Annotated in this window: 14 protein-coding genes; 12 read left to right on the top strand and 2 right to left on the bottom strand. The window is 55.1% G+C overall.

Annotated elements, in window-relative coordinates; all coding sequences use genetic code 11:
• The first annotated feature begins 71 nt into the window (after window positions 1-71).
• From D882_RS0101875 to D882_RS0101850, 6 genes are read left to right on the top strand one after another with little or no spacing between them, the layout of a single operon-like run.
• Window positions 72-1,154, top strand: a complete 1,083-nt coding sequence (locus tag D882_RS0101875; protein ID WP_027921656.1) for a glycosyltransferase — start codon at window positions 72-74, stop codon at window positions 1,152-1,154.
• Window positions 1,155-1,169: 15 nt separating this feature from the next.
• Complete coding sequence (locus tag D882_RS0101870) at window positions 1,170-2,282, top strand: polysaccharide pyruvyl transferase family protein (RefSeq protein WP_027921655.1); 1,113 nt, start codon at window positions 1,170-1,172, stop codon at window positions 2,280-2,282.
• The gene (locus D882_RS0101865; RefSeq protein ID WP_027921654.1) at window positions 2,279-3,499 is read left to right on the top strand and encodes a polysaccharide biosynthesis C-terminal domain-containing protein; all 1,221 of its coding nucleotides are present in this window, start codon (window positions 2,279-2,281) and stop codon (window positions 3,497-3,499) included. The genes D882_RS0101870 and D882_RS0101865 overlap by 4 nt, the downstream gene beginning before the upstream one ends.
• On the top strand, window positions 3,499-4,602 hold the full coding sequence (locus D882_RS0101860) for a hypothetical protein (protein ID WP_027921653.1): 1,104 nt from the start codon (window positions 3,499-3,501) through the stop codon (window positions 4,600-4,602). The genes D882_RS0101865 and D882_RS0101860 overlap by 1 nt, the downstream gene beginning before the upstream one ends.
• Window positions 4,603-4,614: 12 nt before the next feature.
• Window positions 4,615-5,652 (top strand): acyltransferase family protein, encoded by a 1,038-nt coding sequence (locus tag D882_RS0101855; RefSeq protein ID WP_027921652.1) that lies wholly within the window; start codon window positions 4,615-4,617, stop codon window positions 5,650-5,652.
• 24 nt (window positions 5,653-5,676) lie between these two features.
• Complete coding sequence (locus D882_RS0101850; protein ID WP_027921651.1) at window positions 5,677-6,813, top strand: SGNH/GDSL hydrolase family protein; 1,137 nt, start codon at window positions 5,677-5,679, stop codon at window positions 6,811-6,813.
• Window positions 6,814-6,817: 4 nt separating this feature from the next.
• Here the strand turns inward: D882_RS0101850 and D882_RS0101845 are convergent, their stop codons facing one another.
• Both D882_RS0101845 and galU read right to left on the bottom strand, forming a co-directional pair.
• Window positions 6,818-7,225 carry a mannose-1-phosphate guanylyltransferase gene (locus D882_RS0101845; RefSeq protein ID WP_027921650.1) on the bottom strand — a complete coding sequence of 136 codons (408 nt, stop codon included), beginning with the start codon at window positions 7,223-7,225 and terminating at the stop codon, window positions 6,818-6,820.
• 72 nt (window positions 7,226-7,297) lie between these two features.
• A complete protein-coding gene (gene galU, locus D882_RS0101840) occupies window positions 7,298-8,131 on the bottom strand; it encodes a UTP--glucose-1-phosphate uridylyltransferase GalU (protein WP_027921649.1) in 834 nt (277 codons plus the stop codon).
• A gap of 308 nt (window positions 8,132-8,439) precedes the next feature.
• Here galU and galE point away from each other — a divergent pair, with 308 nt between their 5' ends.
• From galE to D882_RS0101810, 6 genes are all read left to right on the top strand, one after another.
• The gene (gene galE / locus D882_RS0101835; protein WP_027921648.1) at window positions 8,440-9,462 is read left to right on the top strand and encodes a UDP-glucose 4-epimerase GalE; all 1,023 of its coding nucleotides are present in this window, start codon (window positions 8,440-8,442) and stop codon (window positions 9,460-9,462) included.
• A 136-nt stretch (window positions 9,463-9,598) separates the two neighbouring features.
• On the top strand, window positions 9,599-9,838 hold the full coding sequence (locus tag D882_RS0101830; protein WP_027921647.1) for a hypothetical protein: 240 nt from the start codon (window positions 9,599-9,601) through the stop codon (window positions 9,836-9,838).
• Window positions 9,839-9,978: 140 nt separating this feature from the next.
• A complete protein-coding gene (locus D882_RS0101825; RefSeq protein ID WP_050590133.1) occupies window positions 9,979-11,034 on the top strand; it encodes a polysaccharide biosynthesis/export family protein in 1,056 nt (351 codons plus the stop codon).
• A 14-nt stretch (window positions 11,035-11,048) separates the two neighbouring features.
• Window positions 11,049-11,714: a YjbF family lipoprotein gene (locus D882_RS0101820; RefSeq protein ID WP_027921645.1), complete on the top strand. Its 666-nt coding sequence runs from the start codon at window positions 11,049-11,051 to the stop codon at window positions 11,712-11,714.
• Complete coding sequence (locus D882_RS0101815) at window positions 11,711-12,472, top strand: capsule biosynthesis GfcC family protein (protein WP_027921644.1); 762 nt, start codon at window positions 11,711-11,713, stop codon at window positions 12,470-12,472. The genes D882_RS0101820 and D882_RS0101815 overlap by 4 nt, the downstream gene beginning before the upstream one ends.
• The gene (locus tag D882_RS0101810; protein ID WP_027921643.1) at window positions 12,469-14,547 is read left to right on the top strand and encodes a YjbH domain-containing protein; all 2,079 of its coding nucleotides are present in this window, start codon (window positions 12,469-12,471) and stop codon (window positions 14,545-14,547) included. The genes D882_RS0101815 and D882_RS0101810 overlap by 4 nt, the downstream gene beginning before the upstream one ends.
• The last annotated feature ends 22 nt before the right edge of the window (window positions 14,548-14,569 follow it).

Here is a 14,569-nt window from a genome sequence, read left to right as displayed (position 1 = left end):
AGTGGTTTAACGATCGTTAGCCACTTTCAACGCTGCTTGCCTGCGACTAAGTTCATGGAGATAGGTGGATTATGAAAAAAATACTGCACGTGGCGGAAACAATCAAAGGTGGTGTTGCGACGGTTATTCGTACGATATCGACCCCTCCTCAGGACCACGCACTGAAGTATGAACTGGTTTATCTGGTTCCGTTCGATCAGAAGAAAGAGCTGCACGGCATTGATGAGAAAAATATCAGGACCTTTTCCCGGAACAAGCGCGATGTCATGTCCCTGTTGCGATTTGCCTGGAAACTGGCTGGTGTTATTTTCAAGGAAAAACCGGACGTCGTGCACTTGCACAGCACGTTTTCCGGGGTGATCGGCCGGTGTGTCTGTCTGGTCATGCGCCCTTGGCGGTCCCCTAAAATTGTTTACTGCCCGCACGCATTTTCCTTCTTGATGGAGAGTTCTCCCGTCAAACAGAAAGTGTATTCACTGATTGAGCGGGTTTTGCAGAAAGTGACCGATGTCATTATTTGTGTCAGTCAGTATGAAATGGATAAAGCCGCATCGTTTGGTATTGATCGTCACCGCATGAAGCTGATCTACAACGGTATTCATTATAAAAGTGATGAGAGCAAAACCAGCGACAGTACGGACATTCATCTTCTGTTTGTCGGTCGACTGGACTACCAGAAAGGCTTCGATTTGTTGCTCAAGGCGTTCGCTGAGGTCGAGCGAACTGACTTGAGGCTCACTGTCGTTGGCAGTGCGGTCAACGAAGACACCGTCGAGTGCCCCGATATTGACGCCGTGGAATACCTGCCGTGGGTGACTCCCGCTGAAGTAAACGAGCTGTATAAAACGGCGGATGCCTTGATTGTGCCAAGTCGCTGGGAGGGCTTTGCCATGGTGCCTCTCGAAGGGATGGCCATGGGCGTGCCGGTGATTGCCAGTGACTGTACATCGCTTCCTGAACTGGTGACGGACAACATCACGGGTTACCTGTTCTCCGCCGGCGACTACCAGGCGCTTGCCCGCATTTTGCTGAATATCAAGAAGCAGAAGTTACTGGAACTTGGCACTGAAAGTCGCAAGAAAGTGCGCGAACAGTTCAGCGCGACGTTGATGATCCAGCAAACCTATGACGTGTATTCCGCTCAAACCTATTAAGTAGAAATCAAGATCATGAACGTAACTATTTTGCATGGCTACAGCGCGTCAAACTCGGGTGATGGACTGCTCGTGGATTTGGCAATCGCCATGGTGCTGCGCAACTTTGGCGCAGACACTTTAATTAACGTAGTTGCGTCCGACCCGCAGTCATTCAGTTATCTTCCGTATAAGCGGTATGACGCACCGGTTATGGCGGCGAAAGGGTTCGGAAGGGTGAAGGAGGCGGTTTTTCTCAACCAGTCTTACGCACCCCTTGCCGATCTCTTGAAAACCACTGATCTGATCGTCGGAGTCGGTGGCGGGTACATGCGCTCAAAAAGCGTTTTCGAACATATCAAGCTGAAACTGGGGCATGCCAAGCAACTTGAAACGGCGATCTTGAGCAAGGTGCCGTCGGTTTATCTTCCGCAAAGTATCGGCCCGTTCCATGGCGAGAGCAGTAAAATCGTAGAGCACTACACCAAGGCCGATGCCGTATTTGTCAGGGACAACAGGTCGTCGGCTATTTTCAAATCCAATGAAAACGTCTATCGGGCACCGGACCTGGCAGTTCAGGCGTTAGCGAAAAAGATCCTGGTGCAACCCAAGTTCACCCGCTGTGCACCATCTCCTGCTGTGGTCTGCGTTGTTTTACGCAAGCCGCCGGAATGGAGCAAAGAGAAGAAAGTTGCCTACGTCGCCAACCTGAAGCTTCTATTGCAGAGACTAAGGGCGAAAAGCAAAGTGGTCTGCGCTGTGCAAAGCGCTGTGCGTGGCAACGACGATGGTGCGTTTTACCGGGAGCTTGGCATTACCGAAGACCTGCTGCCCTTGAAGGCGACACTGGCGAAGTATCAGCCAGACCTGGTGATTTCCGTCCGGTTGCACGGGGCGATTGAGTCACTTCTCGCCGGCGTACCCGCTTTCCATATCAGTTATGAACGCAAAGGCTTCGGTGCGTATCAGGACATGGGCGTGGAAGACTGGGTGATCAATGGAGGCGACATCAATGTCGACACCATCATCGACACGGTCTACGCCCCCAACGCGCTCACCCGATTCGGCAAGAAACTCACGGACACCTGTAAAGAAATCGAAGCCAAAACGGTGCAGATGGACAATATCATCAAAGGGATTGTTCGATGATATTTCGGTTGTTGCTGCGGGGAGGTGCATTAGGCGCAAAGTTTTTGCTGGTGTTGGCCATCACTCATTATCTGGGTTATGACGCATTGGGCTTTTACGGCGTTGTGGTTGCTGCCTCTTTGATAGCCTCGAAATTTTACAGTGTCGGGTTCAGTTCTGAAATCAACCGGCTGATCAGTGTCGGGGGCAGTTCGCGGCTTGTCGTTGATAGGGTACTGGTCCTGTACCTGGCCGTTGGTTTGTTGTTGTCGGTGGTCACGGTCGCCCTGTACTCGCTCTTCAGCGATGTGCAGGCGAGTGCCGCGTTGATCGCTTGTGTCACGCTTCTGCTGCTCACCGAGCATCTTTCCTTCGAAATAAACTCGTTTGTTTTTTCGGCGCAAAAAGCCAACTGGGGCGCGGTACTGTTTTTTATAAAAACCGGGCTCTGGGCGCTACTTGCTGTTGCGGGATTGATGGCGGGCGTAGTGTCCAGCATCGCCAGTGTTCTTTGGCTTTGGGTGGTCACCAACCTGCTGGTCATCGTCGCGGGTTACTTGATTGTGGTGAACGTTCACAAGGGGCGGGAAGTCAGTGTCGTCACCACCGTTTCGGTCTGGCGAGCAGGGCTGCCCTTTTATCTGGGTGGTGGCCTGATCGCACTCAGTCAGTACGCCGAGCGTTTTCTTATTCTGGACATTGAACCGTACGCCAGTCTCGGCAAGTACGTGTATTCCTGGTCTGCGGCCAACACCTTGCAAGCGCTGTCCTATGCGGTTGTTGCCGTCGTCGGCATTCCGGTACTTGCCAAGCGCTACAAAAATAATCAACAGGCGCTGACAGTCCGGCAACTGTTCCTGAATCAATGGGTGTTGCGCTCCCTCATCGTTTCCGGCGCGGTGGCTGTGCTGATTTATGCCTTCTTCAATGTCCTGCTGGATTACGTGGACGTGGCAGTCCCGCGTCCGGATAACAGGATTTTATCCATTCTGATTTTCTCCTTTGCCCTTCGGGCCGTCGGCGACATCGTTTGGGGAGGCCTTATTGCGTCGAAGAACAGTCGGGTGTCGCTGGCCAGTGCGGCGATATGCCTGATGGTTTCACTGCCTGTCAGCTATGTACTCATTAAACATTATTCAATTTATGGCGCGGCGTGGGGGAATGTCTTCTCGATTACGGTGCAGTTGGTTGTTATCGCTTTGCTGACCAGGTTTGTCCGGGCGAAGGGGGCGTTGTAATGGCTTTGTCTCTGCCTTCCATAGAGTTTCGAGGGCGAAAACTCGACTCGTCGATCTCATTCCTGATTTTGTTCTGTGGCCTTTTTCTGTCCATTGCGATGCCGCTTTTGATGCACCGCGAACCAGGCCCGGATGCGATGACGTTGTGGTCGTCATACGTTCGTTCAGACAACTGCAACTTCTGGAATCCCTTCTCGCCAGACCGGTCTTCTTACGAATGCTCCGCTTACCTGCTACGTCCCACCGGCATAAACCTGACCAATGCATGGGCTTACGGGATGCTGTGCAATCTGTTTCTGACGTCGATCCCGATCTTTATCTTCAGAAGAATACCCATAACGATCTTCCTCACCTTGTGTTTGTGGGGCGTGGTCCGGTCGTTCTTCCTCGATAACCTGACCAAGGAAATCATTGTCTCGGTGGCGGTGATTGCCATTCTGGTTTTTTCATTTTCGAAGCGATACCGCGCAGGTTTTTTTCTGTCCGCGCTGTTTTACGGCGTGCTGATTAGGCCTTACTGGATCTTGTTTTCTCTGGTCTGGGTTGGCGTGTGCTTCATGAAAAAGCATGTGTCGCGTTTCAGCTTTTTCCTGATGTTGTTCGCGTTCTATCTGGCGATCGCAACGGCGATTCAGGTGTTGGTCGGCTATTCGGTTTCGTCCATTCGGGCCAGTAACAATGAACAGCGCACGTTGGGCGAGGAGGGCTCGAAGTCATTGATCGTGTCGTGGATCAACGGCGGTGATTTCGTATCGCAGGCAGTCGATTCGATGAGCATCTTTTTCAGGTTGTCGTTCCCGGTGGAGTTAATACTTTTATCGGGGCTGGGGCAGATCATCTTTGTCGTCCTGATGATGATGACCTCATTGCTGATGTTCAAAATGATGACGTCGAGTCACTACAAGGGCTCGCTCATCGAACCGAAAGTCAAAGAGCTTATTGCTATCCCACTGTCCTTTTTATTGGTGCAGGGGCTGTTCGAGCCAGACTTCGGCTCGTTTGCCCGACATTTCTCCATGGTAGTGCCGGTTCTGTTTCTGGGACTGGGGTTGCAGTTGCGCTCAAAAAAACCTGAGTCGGTTGATTCAAGCGTCTTGAACTGAGGTTTGTGGTTTATGCAAAGCAAGAAAAAGTCGTTGGAAATAGAAACGCTCAGAGGTCTGGCGTGCTTGCTGCTGGTGCTCTATCACGTGATAGGGCCGCTGGGCGGTGGACTGAAAATTGACCTGGGATCACCTTTCCGAATCCTGGCGGACTCAATGGTGTACGTCAGGATGCCGTTGTTCACCTTTATATCGGGCTATATCTATTCCATTTACAAAATCAGAGGCAATGACTTCTCTGCTTACTGTCTGGGCAAGGTCAGAAGGTTGATCGTGCCGTTGTTCTTTGTCGGTGTTCCATTTTCGGTGCTGCAGGCTGTGGCGCCGGGGGTGAACAAGGACGTCGGGTTGATGGACGCCTTGTTGTCGTTTTACCTGCCGGTTAACCATTTCTGGTTTTTGCAGGCGGTTTTTATCATCTTCATGTTTGTCGGATTTCTTCAGTGGCGCGGTCTGCTACAGACGCCGACTCGCCTGTACCTGTTGTTTTTGTTTTCCGCAGCCGTGTTCCTGATGCCGCTTTTTCCGGTCGATGCGTTTGGCATCAACGGTGCTATTTATCTGCTGCCGTTCTTTGTGACGGGGATGATTTGTCACGAGAATGTCGACGCGTTAAAGCGATCGCTGAAAGTGATCGGGCCCGTGGTGTTCGTCTTGATATCGGTCGCGTTGCTCTACATTGCTGCCGTGGATCGCGAACTCATCGTCGATCGCCGGAGCCTGGTCGGATTGCTCGTTGGCTGTATGTCCTGCGTCGCGCTACTGTCGACCGACATGCGCTCGAAAGTGCTGATCTGGCTCGGCGGTTACTCCTACGCGATATTCCTCTTTCACGTACTGTTTGCCGCCAGTTCACGGTTCGCGTTGGGTCGCTTGGGCGTCACGGATGAAAGTGTCCTGGTCTTCGGCGGTGTGTTGTGCGGATTGTTGGGGCCGGTGGTGCTGTCGAATGTGTTCAGCCGTTTCACCCTCACTTCCGTTCTGTTTCTGGGCGAGCGGACGAGCCGCAAAAAGACCCCGGCGTCAGGGCTGAAGGTGTCTCACTCCTGATTGCCGAATAGAAGGATGAGGCCAATGGTTTATATCGATGATGTACGTCCCGTTTCGACGCCGGTTATCGAGGTAAGAAGTTCAAGCGAACGTATTTCCGGCCTGAGCATGGGCAACTCGGGAGAAGTGCTGGACATCTCAGTGATTGGCGACAGCTACAGCGCCGGGCAGGATTTTTATCTGAATGAACTCACTCAGCGCCTGGCGAAAGACTTCAGTTTTGCCGGGCCTGGTTATGTCGGGTTTAACCACGGCGCTGCGCTCGGCGGTACGAACTTCAAGTACACCCGAAGCAACAAGCAGTACTTCGGTGGTGACTGGGATGTTTCCAGTCTTGGGCAAGCGAGTCCGGACAGTCGTACGGTTACCGGGCCGGCGGGTGCTTACATTGAGATCGACGCTAAGCAGACGGCCGTGATCAATACATCCATTGGCCAAGCCAAGCTGCTCTACCTGGGCAACGGTAAAACCAGTGAGATGAGGTACCGGTGGGCACCTTCCGACACGTGGCAGTCCTTGACGATGTCGGGTTCCGGCGTTCAGGAAGTGCAATTAAGTGTCCCCACTCGAGACGATTGGGCGTTAAGGCTCGAAGTGGTGAAGGGCGCTCCGACATTGTTTGGCCTTTGGATGGCCAATGACCGTGGCGGTGTCCGGGTCTCAAAACTTGCTGCTTCGGGCGCCGCTTCCGCTGACTTTTATAACAGCGACAGCCAATGGCAGGCCCAGTGGAAGGGCGTCGTTTCAAAGATACCGGCAGACATCTACCTGATTATGTTGGGCGGTAATGACCAGGGGTTTGGCGTTAAGCCCAAGGATTATCTGGAGAACATGAAAGGCTTGGTGCGGATGGTTCGCGAGGTGCATCCAGCGGCGAGCGTCAATGTGATCCTGCGCGAGGACACAACACGTTCCAGTGCGTATCCGATGTCGGACTATGCCCAGGTGCTTGAACCGTGGGCGCGTTCGCAGAACATTGCCTATTGGAGTTTGCAGTGTACGTTCGGACCCGACTTCAAACGCTACGCCAGTGACGGACCGACCCCCATGATCGGCCCTGACAAGATTCACCCCATCCCGGATTCGGGAGGTCGGCTTATTGCCGATTATGTCTATCGACTGCTTGTCGGCAAGTCACCGTGTGGTGCCGCTGCGAAGTAACCCTTCACCGCTCAAAGTGTTCCAGCTGACTCAGCAGCTCTGCAGTTTTCAGAGGCATGAGTTCGGGATCACACCGCGTTTCAACATTGATGACGATCGCCGGGTCGCTATAGCGGATGCGAACCCGGAATCGCCAATCGTTGAAAATCACTTTAAGCCCGTCGCGTTCATCGACATCCAGAGCCTGGTTGGCATACAGACTTTTCAGGTGAGCCAAGAGGGAGAGCGGGTCCCTGATCGGGCGATGAATATCGCCCGAAGAGGGGAATACTCCGATCCGCTCAACCAGCAGGGTTGTGCCCAGCCAGGCGGCCGTGTCGAAGGATAACGACGGCGCTTTTGACAGCCAGGCCATCATCCCGAAGTTGCTCGCTTTCAGTTCAGTGTCTACCGAGCGTTTTGCAGTGGTCATAGTGGCCTGCCTGGATGAAAGAGTGTGACGAGGGCTCCGCAAGGTGAGCGGTGATTGGGCTGGGTCGTTTGGTTAAAGGCCCTTGAGATACAGCTGCTCATAGCAAAAGTTGGTGGCATCGATATAGCCTTCTGCACCACCACAATCGAAGCGCAGGCCTTCGAACTTATAGGCCAGCACGCAGCCATTTTGTGCCTGCTTCATAAGCGCATCGGTGATCTGGATTTCGCCGCCCTTGCCGGGTTGGGTGTCGGCGATCAGATCAAAAATATCCGGGGTCAGAATGTACCGGCCAATGATTGCCAGATTGGACGGTGCGTCCTCAGGTGCTGGCTTTTCAACCATGCTGTTGACGCGGTAGATCCCTTCGGAAATCAGCTCGCCGGCGATCACCCCGTACTTGTGAGTCTGATCCCGCGGGACTTCTTGAATGGCGACGATCGAGCAGCGGAATTTTTTGTAGAGCTTGATCATCTGCGCCAGTACGCCGTCACCTTGCAGGTTCAGGCACAAGTCGTCCGCCAGTACCACGGCAAAGGGTTCGTCACCGATCAAAGGACGGCCGCTGAGAATCGCGTGCCCCAGGCCTTTCATTTCGACCTGGCGGGTGTAGGCGAACGTGCAGGTTTCTATCAGCTCGCGCGTGCCGGCCAGAAACTTTTCTTTCTCGGTGCCGCGAATCTGATGTTCCAGCTCATAGCTGATGTCGAAATGGTCTTCCAGTGCGCGTTTGCCCCGACCGGTCACGATGGCCATGTGCTGCAAACCGGCGTCCCGTGCCTCTTCAACGGCATATTGGATTAAAGGCTTGTTGACGATCGGCAGCATTTCCTTCGGCATTGCTTTTGTTGCAGGCAAGAAGCGTGTGCCATAGCCGGCGGCGGGGAACAAGCATTTACGAATCATAGATATATCCTGGAAAGACATTGTTCACAGTCACACAAAAGACGGTGGCCGTGAGTTTGGATGTTTTACGGTGGTTGTACTTTAATACCTGAGACATGGTTTGATGGCAATTAATGGCATGCGCAGAATGGGGTGAATGTTATTAGTTGTCGGGCCTGTCAGTGTTTAGTTAGTTTTGGTCGGTGTCTATTAATAGTATCGGTTCTTGTGAAGTGCTAATAAGTCATTGGCGTCAATTATTGCGTGCGCCAAAAGTTTTAAACGTGGCGCGCAGTTGAATACTTCAATACCCCACTATGGACCGCTCTATGAAGATTCTGGTAACGGGTGGAACCGGTTATATCGGTTCTCACACCACACTTGCGCTGCTTGAAGCGGGCTTCGAAGTGGTTGTGCTGGACAACTTGAGCAATAGCTCTGATGCAGCGCTGCATGCCGTTGAAGCCATCTGCGGAAAGTCCGCATTGATGATTCACGGGGACGTGTGCGACAGAGCCTTGCTTGACCGGATTTTCCAGGCGCACTCCATTGATGCGGTCCTGCATTTCGCCGGCCTCAAAGCCGTAGGCGAGAGTGTGCGCAAGCCGCTGGAGTATTACGAGTCCAACGTGTGCGGGAGCATTACGCTCTGTCAGGCCATGGCCGCGGCCGGGGTATTCCGGTTGGTGTTCAGTTCCTCGGCCACGGTGTACGGCGCGCCTGAGCAGATGCCGATTCGTGAAGACTTTCCGACGGGCACGCCCACCAATCCCTACGGGCAATCCAAGCTGATCATCGAAAACGTACTGCATGACCTGTGTGCAGCGGAGCCCCGCTGGAGTATTGCACTGTTGCGGTATTTCAATCCGATCGGCGCTCACGCCAGTGGGCAGATGGGCGAAGACCCCAACGGGATTCCCAATAATCTGGTGCCTTACATCAGTCAGGTTGCTGTCGGCAGCCTGCAGGAGTTGTCGATATTTGGTGACGATTACCCCACCGTCGATGGCACCGGCGTGCGCGACTACATCCACGTCGTGGACTTGGCGGACGGGCATCTCAAGGCGTTGCAGACGATCTCGACGCGCACCGGGATCAATATCTGGAACCTTGGCACCGGCGACGGTTACAGCGTTCTGCAAGTACTGCGGGCATTCGAGCAGGCTTCGGGCCGGGCGGTGCCTTATCGAGTGATGCCACGACGTTCGGGCGACATTGCCGAGTGTTGGGCTGACCCCTCCAAAGCGGCAAAGGAACTGGGTTGGAAGGCCACTCGAAATTTGCAGGAGATGATGGCCGATACCTGGCGTTGGCAATCGAATCATCCTCGTGGATATGCCGATCAAGGCTGACGGGCGGGCCTATAGCGTCCTGCTTTTCTGCTGAACTGTTATATAAGGACGCGATGTTAATTATGGTCGGGAAAATTGACTGGCAACCCATCCGGCAAGTCCGTAGATATAAAGAACTCGCAGGAAGGAGTTTGATATGAAAAAGATAATGGTAATCGCCCTGTTGTCCATGATGAGCAGTTGGGCACTCGCAGTCGAAGAAGAAGCCCTCACGCTGGATACCCAAGTCGTCGGTGATGTGACGGCGGGACAAGCAGTATTGGCCGGCACCGCGCTGGTTGCCGGTGCTGTGGCAGCGTCCAACAGCGGTGGAAGTTCCAATGGCGGGACCACCGGCACCACGGGTACTACCGGGACGACCGGCACCCATAACTAACAAATTTCGCACGTGTAATACAAGATTGCCCGGCTAACACTGGGCGATCTTGTTTTGGGTTTGCCCTTGAATAGCGTAGTGCCATTATGATTCGTAGTGTTCCTTTTTTAATGCTGGCAAGTATTGCTTTGCAAGGTTGTATGTTTTCGCCGGGGCAACATCTGAGCACCAGTGATATCACGCGCGAAGGTGCCAGCGAAAGCAGTCGGGTCGAGCTGATTCCGATCACCCCCAAGCTCATCGCCATGGACAGGGCAACACAGGTCCATGAGTCACTCCCTCCGGAGTTGTTGACCACACCCGCCGAATATCGCATTGGTAATAACGATGTCTTGTACATCACGGTATGGGATCACCCCGAGCTGACAGCACCTTCCGGCGCGCAGCAGCAGATCGATGCAAACGGCCGTCTGGTTCGTTCCGATGGCACGCTCTACTACCCCTACATCAAAGAAGTCCAGGCCGCCGGCAAGACCATCCAGCAACTGCGATCCGATATCGCCGAGAAGTTGTCGACCTTCATTTCGGACCCGCAAGTGGATGTCGCGGTGTTGCGCTTTGCCAGTCAGAAAGTGGTGGTGTCGGGCGCTGTGTTGAAAGCCGGTCCGCAAGCCATTTCCACCAATCCGCTCAACGTTGTTGAAGCCTTGGGTTCCGCTGGCATTGACCCGCTTAATGCTGACTTGTCCGGGTTGCTGTTGACGCGAAACGGGCGGGTATATCCGCTGAATCTGGATGCACTCAATCAACAGAACGCCGAGTTGCAAAAGGTCTACCTCAGAGGCGGCGATCAGTTGTACCTGCCGTACAACGACAGCAAGAAGATTTACGTCATGGGCGAGGTCAATCAGCCACGCGCGTTGACCTTCAAGACCCGCACCATGAATCTTTCTGACGTTATTGGCTCGGTAGGCGGGTTGAACCAGACCACCTCTAACGGCAACGCCGTGTACGTCATCCGGGGCGTAGAAAACCTCGATGTAGAACCCGCCAAAATCTACCAGCTGCAAGCCGAGTCGCCTTCCGCCATGGCGCTCGCCACCCACTTCGATGTTCGCCCCCAGGACATTGTTTATGTGGGCCCTGCCAACGTCACCCGCTGGAACCGCTTCATCAGTCAATTGGTGCCATCGGCCTCGATTCTGGGCATGGGCGCTGCCGCACAAAACAACTTAAGCGAAGCTAACTCCCGATAAGGTCTGGTCCAACTGTGAGAACGTTGAAAGTTAGCGTCTGCTTGATGGCGGCCTTGCTGTTGTGTGGATGTAACCCGCTGATGAAGGCCACGCTGGCGAACTTCAAAGCCGTGGCCGGCGGGCCCGACGACCTGGAATTGACCCCGGCGCAAATAGCCGAAGTTCGCTACCCCCAACTCAAGCTGACCACCCCTTCCGGTGTAGGGGTGTTGGCGATGGTGCGTGAACGAGGTGACTTGCAGTACTGGGTCGCATCCGGCAAGCAGGTGCTGTTACTGCGCGATGGCCTGGCGGTTCGAAGTGTCGGACTGGGCTTCGACGGGGATCTGGACGGGACCCGTTTTGAAGCGGTCTCGCCGTTCAAACAAGGGCTGCATTCGCTGCCCGATGGCTACACCAGCCAGCGCTGGATCGATCTCTATCACGGCTATGAAGTGGGGGTTGCCGTGAGCAGTCGCTTCACGCGACACCCCATGGAAACCATCAGGATTCTGGACAAGGAGTACGCCGTGATGCGTGTCGATGAGCGTATTGATGCACCGGCTATCGGCCTGCACGCAACCAATCATTATTGGGTCAATCCGCAGAACGGTTTCATCCTGCAGAGCGAGCAGCAACTGACTGCACAGCTCAGGGTCACGATCGTTCAGCTGACCTCTGAACGCAGGACTGTCCGTTGAAGTTTCCCAAGGTTTTATGGACGTGCCTGTGGTTGATCTCCGGCGGCGTGAGCGCGGCGGTGTCCGTCAGTGGCGACGTGCGCAATCCGGGGCCCGTTGAGCTGCAACCCGGTGCTCGCGTGCTGGATGTGATGCGCGTCGCGCAACCCAATCCTGAAGGCTACTGGCTGGCGGCGGCCTGGCTGCGACGGCCCTTGCTCGAAGAGCAGACTCGGCTTAAAGCCGGCGTCTTGTTCGATCTGAAAGTGCTGCAGCGTACCGCGTTGCTCCTGGATCTACCCAGTCGAGCGGCGCTGGCGTTGCGGTTGTACGAGCAAGTCAGCCATTTGCCCGTCACGGGGCGCCAGGTGGCCGTGCTGGACCCGATCTCGGTCGAGGTCGGGTTCGCGCTCAATTTTCGCGTGGCTGACGGCGACAGCCTGATCTACCCGATGCGTTCCGATGTCGTTGAAGTGTTGGGCGCTGTCGCCGCACCGTGCCGGGTTGCGTATCGCGCCATGCAGGAAGCGCGGGATTACCTGCAAGGGTGTTCGCCGCTGGCCGATGCTGAAGCCGATTACCTGTGGATCATTCAGCCCGATGGCATCACCCGTCGGGTCGGCATTGCGCCGTGGAATCGCGAGAGCGGGCAGGTGCCTGCGGCTGGCAGCAAAATCCTGGTCCCTGTCAAAAACGATGATCTTAGTCCGCCTATACCTGAACTGAATCAGCAGTTGGCCGAATTTCTTGCCACGCAACTGGCTGGGGTGGTTCCTTGAATTTACGTTTTGCTGCAGTACTGTTGTTGCCTTGTGGTCTGGCTCATGCAGAGCCGCGATTTACCCAGAGTGATTTTGGCGGCGTGGGCTTGATGCAGACGCCGACGGCCCGAATGGCGCCGGCCGGCGAGCTGAGCGTGAATGCCAGCCGCACCAGCCCCTATAGCCGCTACAGCGTGTCCTTGCAGCCCTTTGAGTGGCTGGAAGGCTCGTTTCGCTATACCGCAATCACCAACCGCAAATATGGCCCCGAGTCCCTGAGTGGCGACCAGAGCTATAAAGACAAGGCCGTGGACCTAAAGCTGCGCCTGTGGCAAGAAAGCCACTGGGCGCCCGAGTTGGCCGTAGGGTTTCGCGACATCGGGGGTACCGGTCTGTTCTCCAGTGAGTTCGTGGTCGCCAACAAGCGCTATGACGACTTCGATTTCAGCGCGGGTGTTGCCTGGGGCTACCTGGGCAATCGCGGCGATTTCGATAACCCGTTGGGGTGGGTCGATGATCGTTTCAAAACCCGGCCAGCCAGTGAAGGCACCGGCGACGTCAATACCAATGCCTACTTCCGTGGGCGTCCTTCGTTGTTCGGCGGCGTGACCTACCAGACGCCTTGGGAGCCGCTCAGCCTGAAACTGGAATACGAAGGCAACGACTATAAGAACGAGCCGAAGGACAACCAGATCAAGCAGGACTCGCCGGTGAACATCGGCGCGGTGTTCAAGCTGACCGATTCGGTTGATCTCAGCGCTGGCTGGGAGCGCGGCAATACCGCCATGTTCGGCATCACCCTGCACACCAACTTCGTCAGCCGCAAGGCACCCACCAAGACCTACGATCCACCTGCGGAGCGTCTGCCGGCCCATGCACCGGTCACCGCGCCGGATCAGGTCAACTGGGCCAACGTCGCCCAACGACTGCAGCAAAATGCAGGCTACAACGTTGAGCGCATTACCCAGCGCGGCTCAGAGTTATTGGTGTACGGCGAACAGTCGAATTATTTCTATTCGGCAAAAGCTGTCGGTCGCGCCAGCCGGATTCTGGACAACAGCGTCAATGACGATATCGACTGGTTTACCTTGGTAAACAAGCGCTACGACATGCCGCTGGACGAAACCAGTGTGCCTCGCGAGACCTTTCGCGAAGTGGTCAACAATGAAGAGCCACTGCAAAGCCTGCACCGTACGACCGAGGTCAACGCGCCGGTGCCGCACCGGGAGACCACGCTCTATACCGGCACGCTCAAACCCTTCAACTACGGGCTTGGGCTGGGTTACAAACAGAACGTCGGTGGCCCTGACGGTTTGCTCTATCAATTGACTGCCGATGCGGACGCCGAGTACCGCTTCACACGCAATACCTGGTGGAGCGGCCTGCTCAGTGCCAATCTGGTGAACAACTACGACAACTTCACCTACGACGCGCCGAGTGGCCTGCCCCGGGTGCGGACGGACCTGCGCAAGTACCTGACGACCTCGGATGTGACGATGCCGATGTTCCAGCTCAGTCATGCCGAGCAACTGGATAAAGACCTGTATGGCATGGTCTACGGTGGCTACCTGGAATCGATGTTTGCCGGCGTTGGCGGTGAGGTGCTGTTCCGTCCGATGGGGCAGGGCTGGTCTGTCGGCGCGGACCTGAACTACGTACGTCAGCGCGAGTTTGACCAAGGCTTTGGCCTGAGGGACTACTCGACCGTTACCGGCCACATCACGGGTTATACCGACCTGCCTTTCGAATCCCAGGCGGCCGTCAGCGTCGGTCGTTATCTGGCGCGGGATTGGGGCGCCACACTCGACTTGTCTCGGCAGTTCAACAATGGCGTGAAATTCGGGGCCTGGGCCACGTTGACCACTGCAACCAGCGCGGAATATGGTGAAGGCAGTTTCGACAAAGGCATTTACATCTCCATTCCATTCGATGAAATGATGAGTATGTCGACAATGCGTCGCGCCAATATCGTCTGGTCACCACTGACCCGCGACGGTGGTGCAAGGCTCAATCGCAGCTACTCGCTGCATGCCATGACCGAGAGCCGTGACAGCGATTTGTTCTATCGCAACTTCGGCAAGATCACCGAGTGAAGGGCGGGCGATCTACAGCGCA

The sequence above is a fragment of the Pseudomonas sp. URMO17WK12:I12 genome (genome assembly GCF_000514395.1).
Lineage (GTDB): Bacteria > Pseudomonadota > Gammaproteobacteria > Pseudomonadales > Pseudomonadaceae > Aquipseudomonas > Aquipseudomonas mucoides.
Note: the sequence above shows the minus strand (reverse complement) of the source record. Positions and strands in the feature narration are given on the sequence as shown.

Coding starts and splice junctions, on each gene's coding strand:
- D882_RS0101875 (WP_027921656.1), top strand. CDS start 72: ATGAAAAAAATACTGCACGTGGCGGAAACAATCAAAGGTGGTGTTGCG.
- D882_RS0101870 (WP_027921655.1), top strand. CDS start 1,170: ATGAACGTAACTATTTTGCATGGCTACAGCGCGTCAAACTCGGGTGAT.
- D882_RS0101865 (WP_027921654.1), top strand. CDS start 2,279: ATGATATTTCGGTTGTTGCTGCGGGGAGGTGCATTAGGCGCAAAGTTT.
- D882_RS0101860 (WP_027921653.1), top strand. CDS start 3,499: ATGGCTTTGTCTCTGCCTTCCATAGAGTTTCGAGGGCGAAAACTCGAC.
- D882_RS0101855 (WP_027921652.1), top strand. CDS start 4,615: ATGCAAAGCAAGAAAAAGTCGTTGGAAATAGAAACGCTCAGAGGTCTG.
- D882_RS0101850 (WP_027921651.1), top strand. CDS start 5,677: ATGGTTTATATCGATGATGTACGTCCCGTTTCGACGCCGGTTATCGAG.
- D882_RS0101845 (WP_027921650.1), bottom strand. CDS start 7,225: ATGACCACTGCAAAACGCTCGGTAGACACTGAACTGAAAGCGAGCAAC.
- galU (WP_027921649.1), bottom strand. CDS start 8,131: ATGATTCGTAAATGCTTGTTCCCCGCCGCCGGCTATGGCACACGCTTC.
- galE (WP_027921648.1), top strand. CDS start 8,440: ATGAAGATTCTGGTAACGGGTGGAACCGGTTATATCGGTTCTCACACC.
- D882_RS0101830 (WP_027921647.1), top strand. CDS start 9,599: ATGAAAAAGATAATGGTAATCGCCCTGTTGTCCATGATGAGCAGTTGG.
- D882_RS0101825 (WP_050590133.1), top strand. CDS start 9,979: ATGTTTTCGCCGGGGCAACATCTGAGCACCAGTGATATCACGCGCGAA.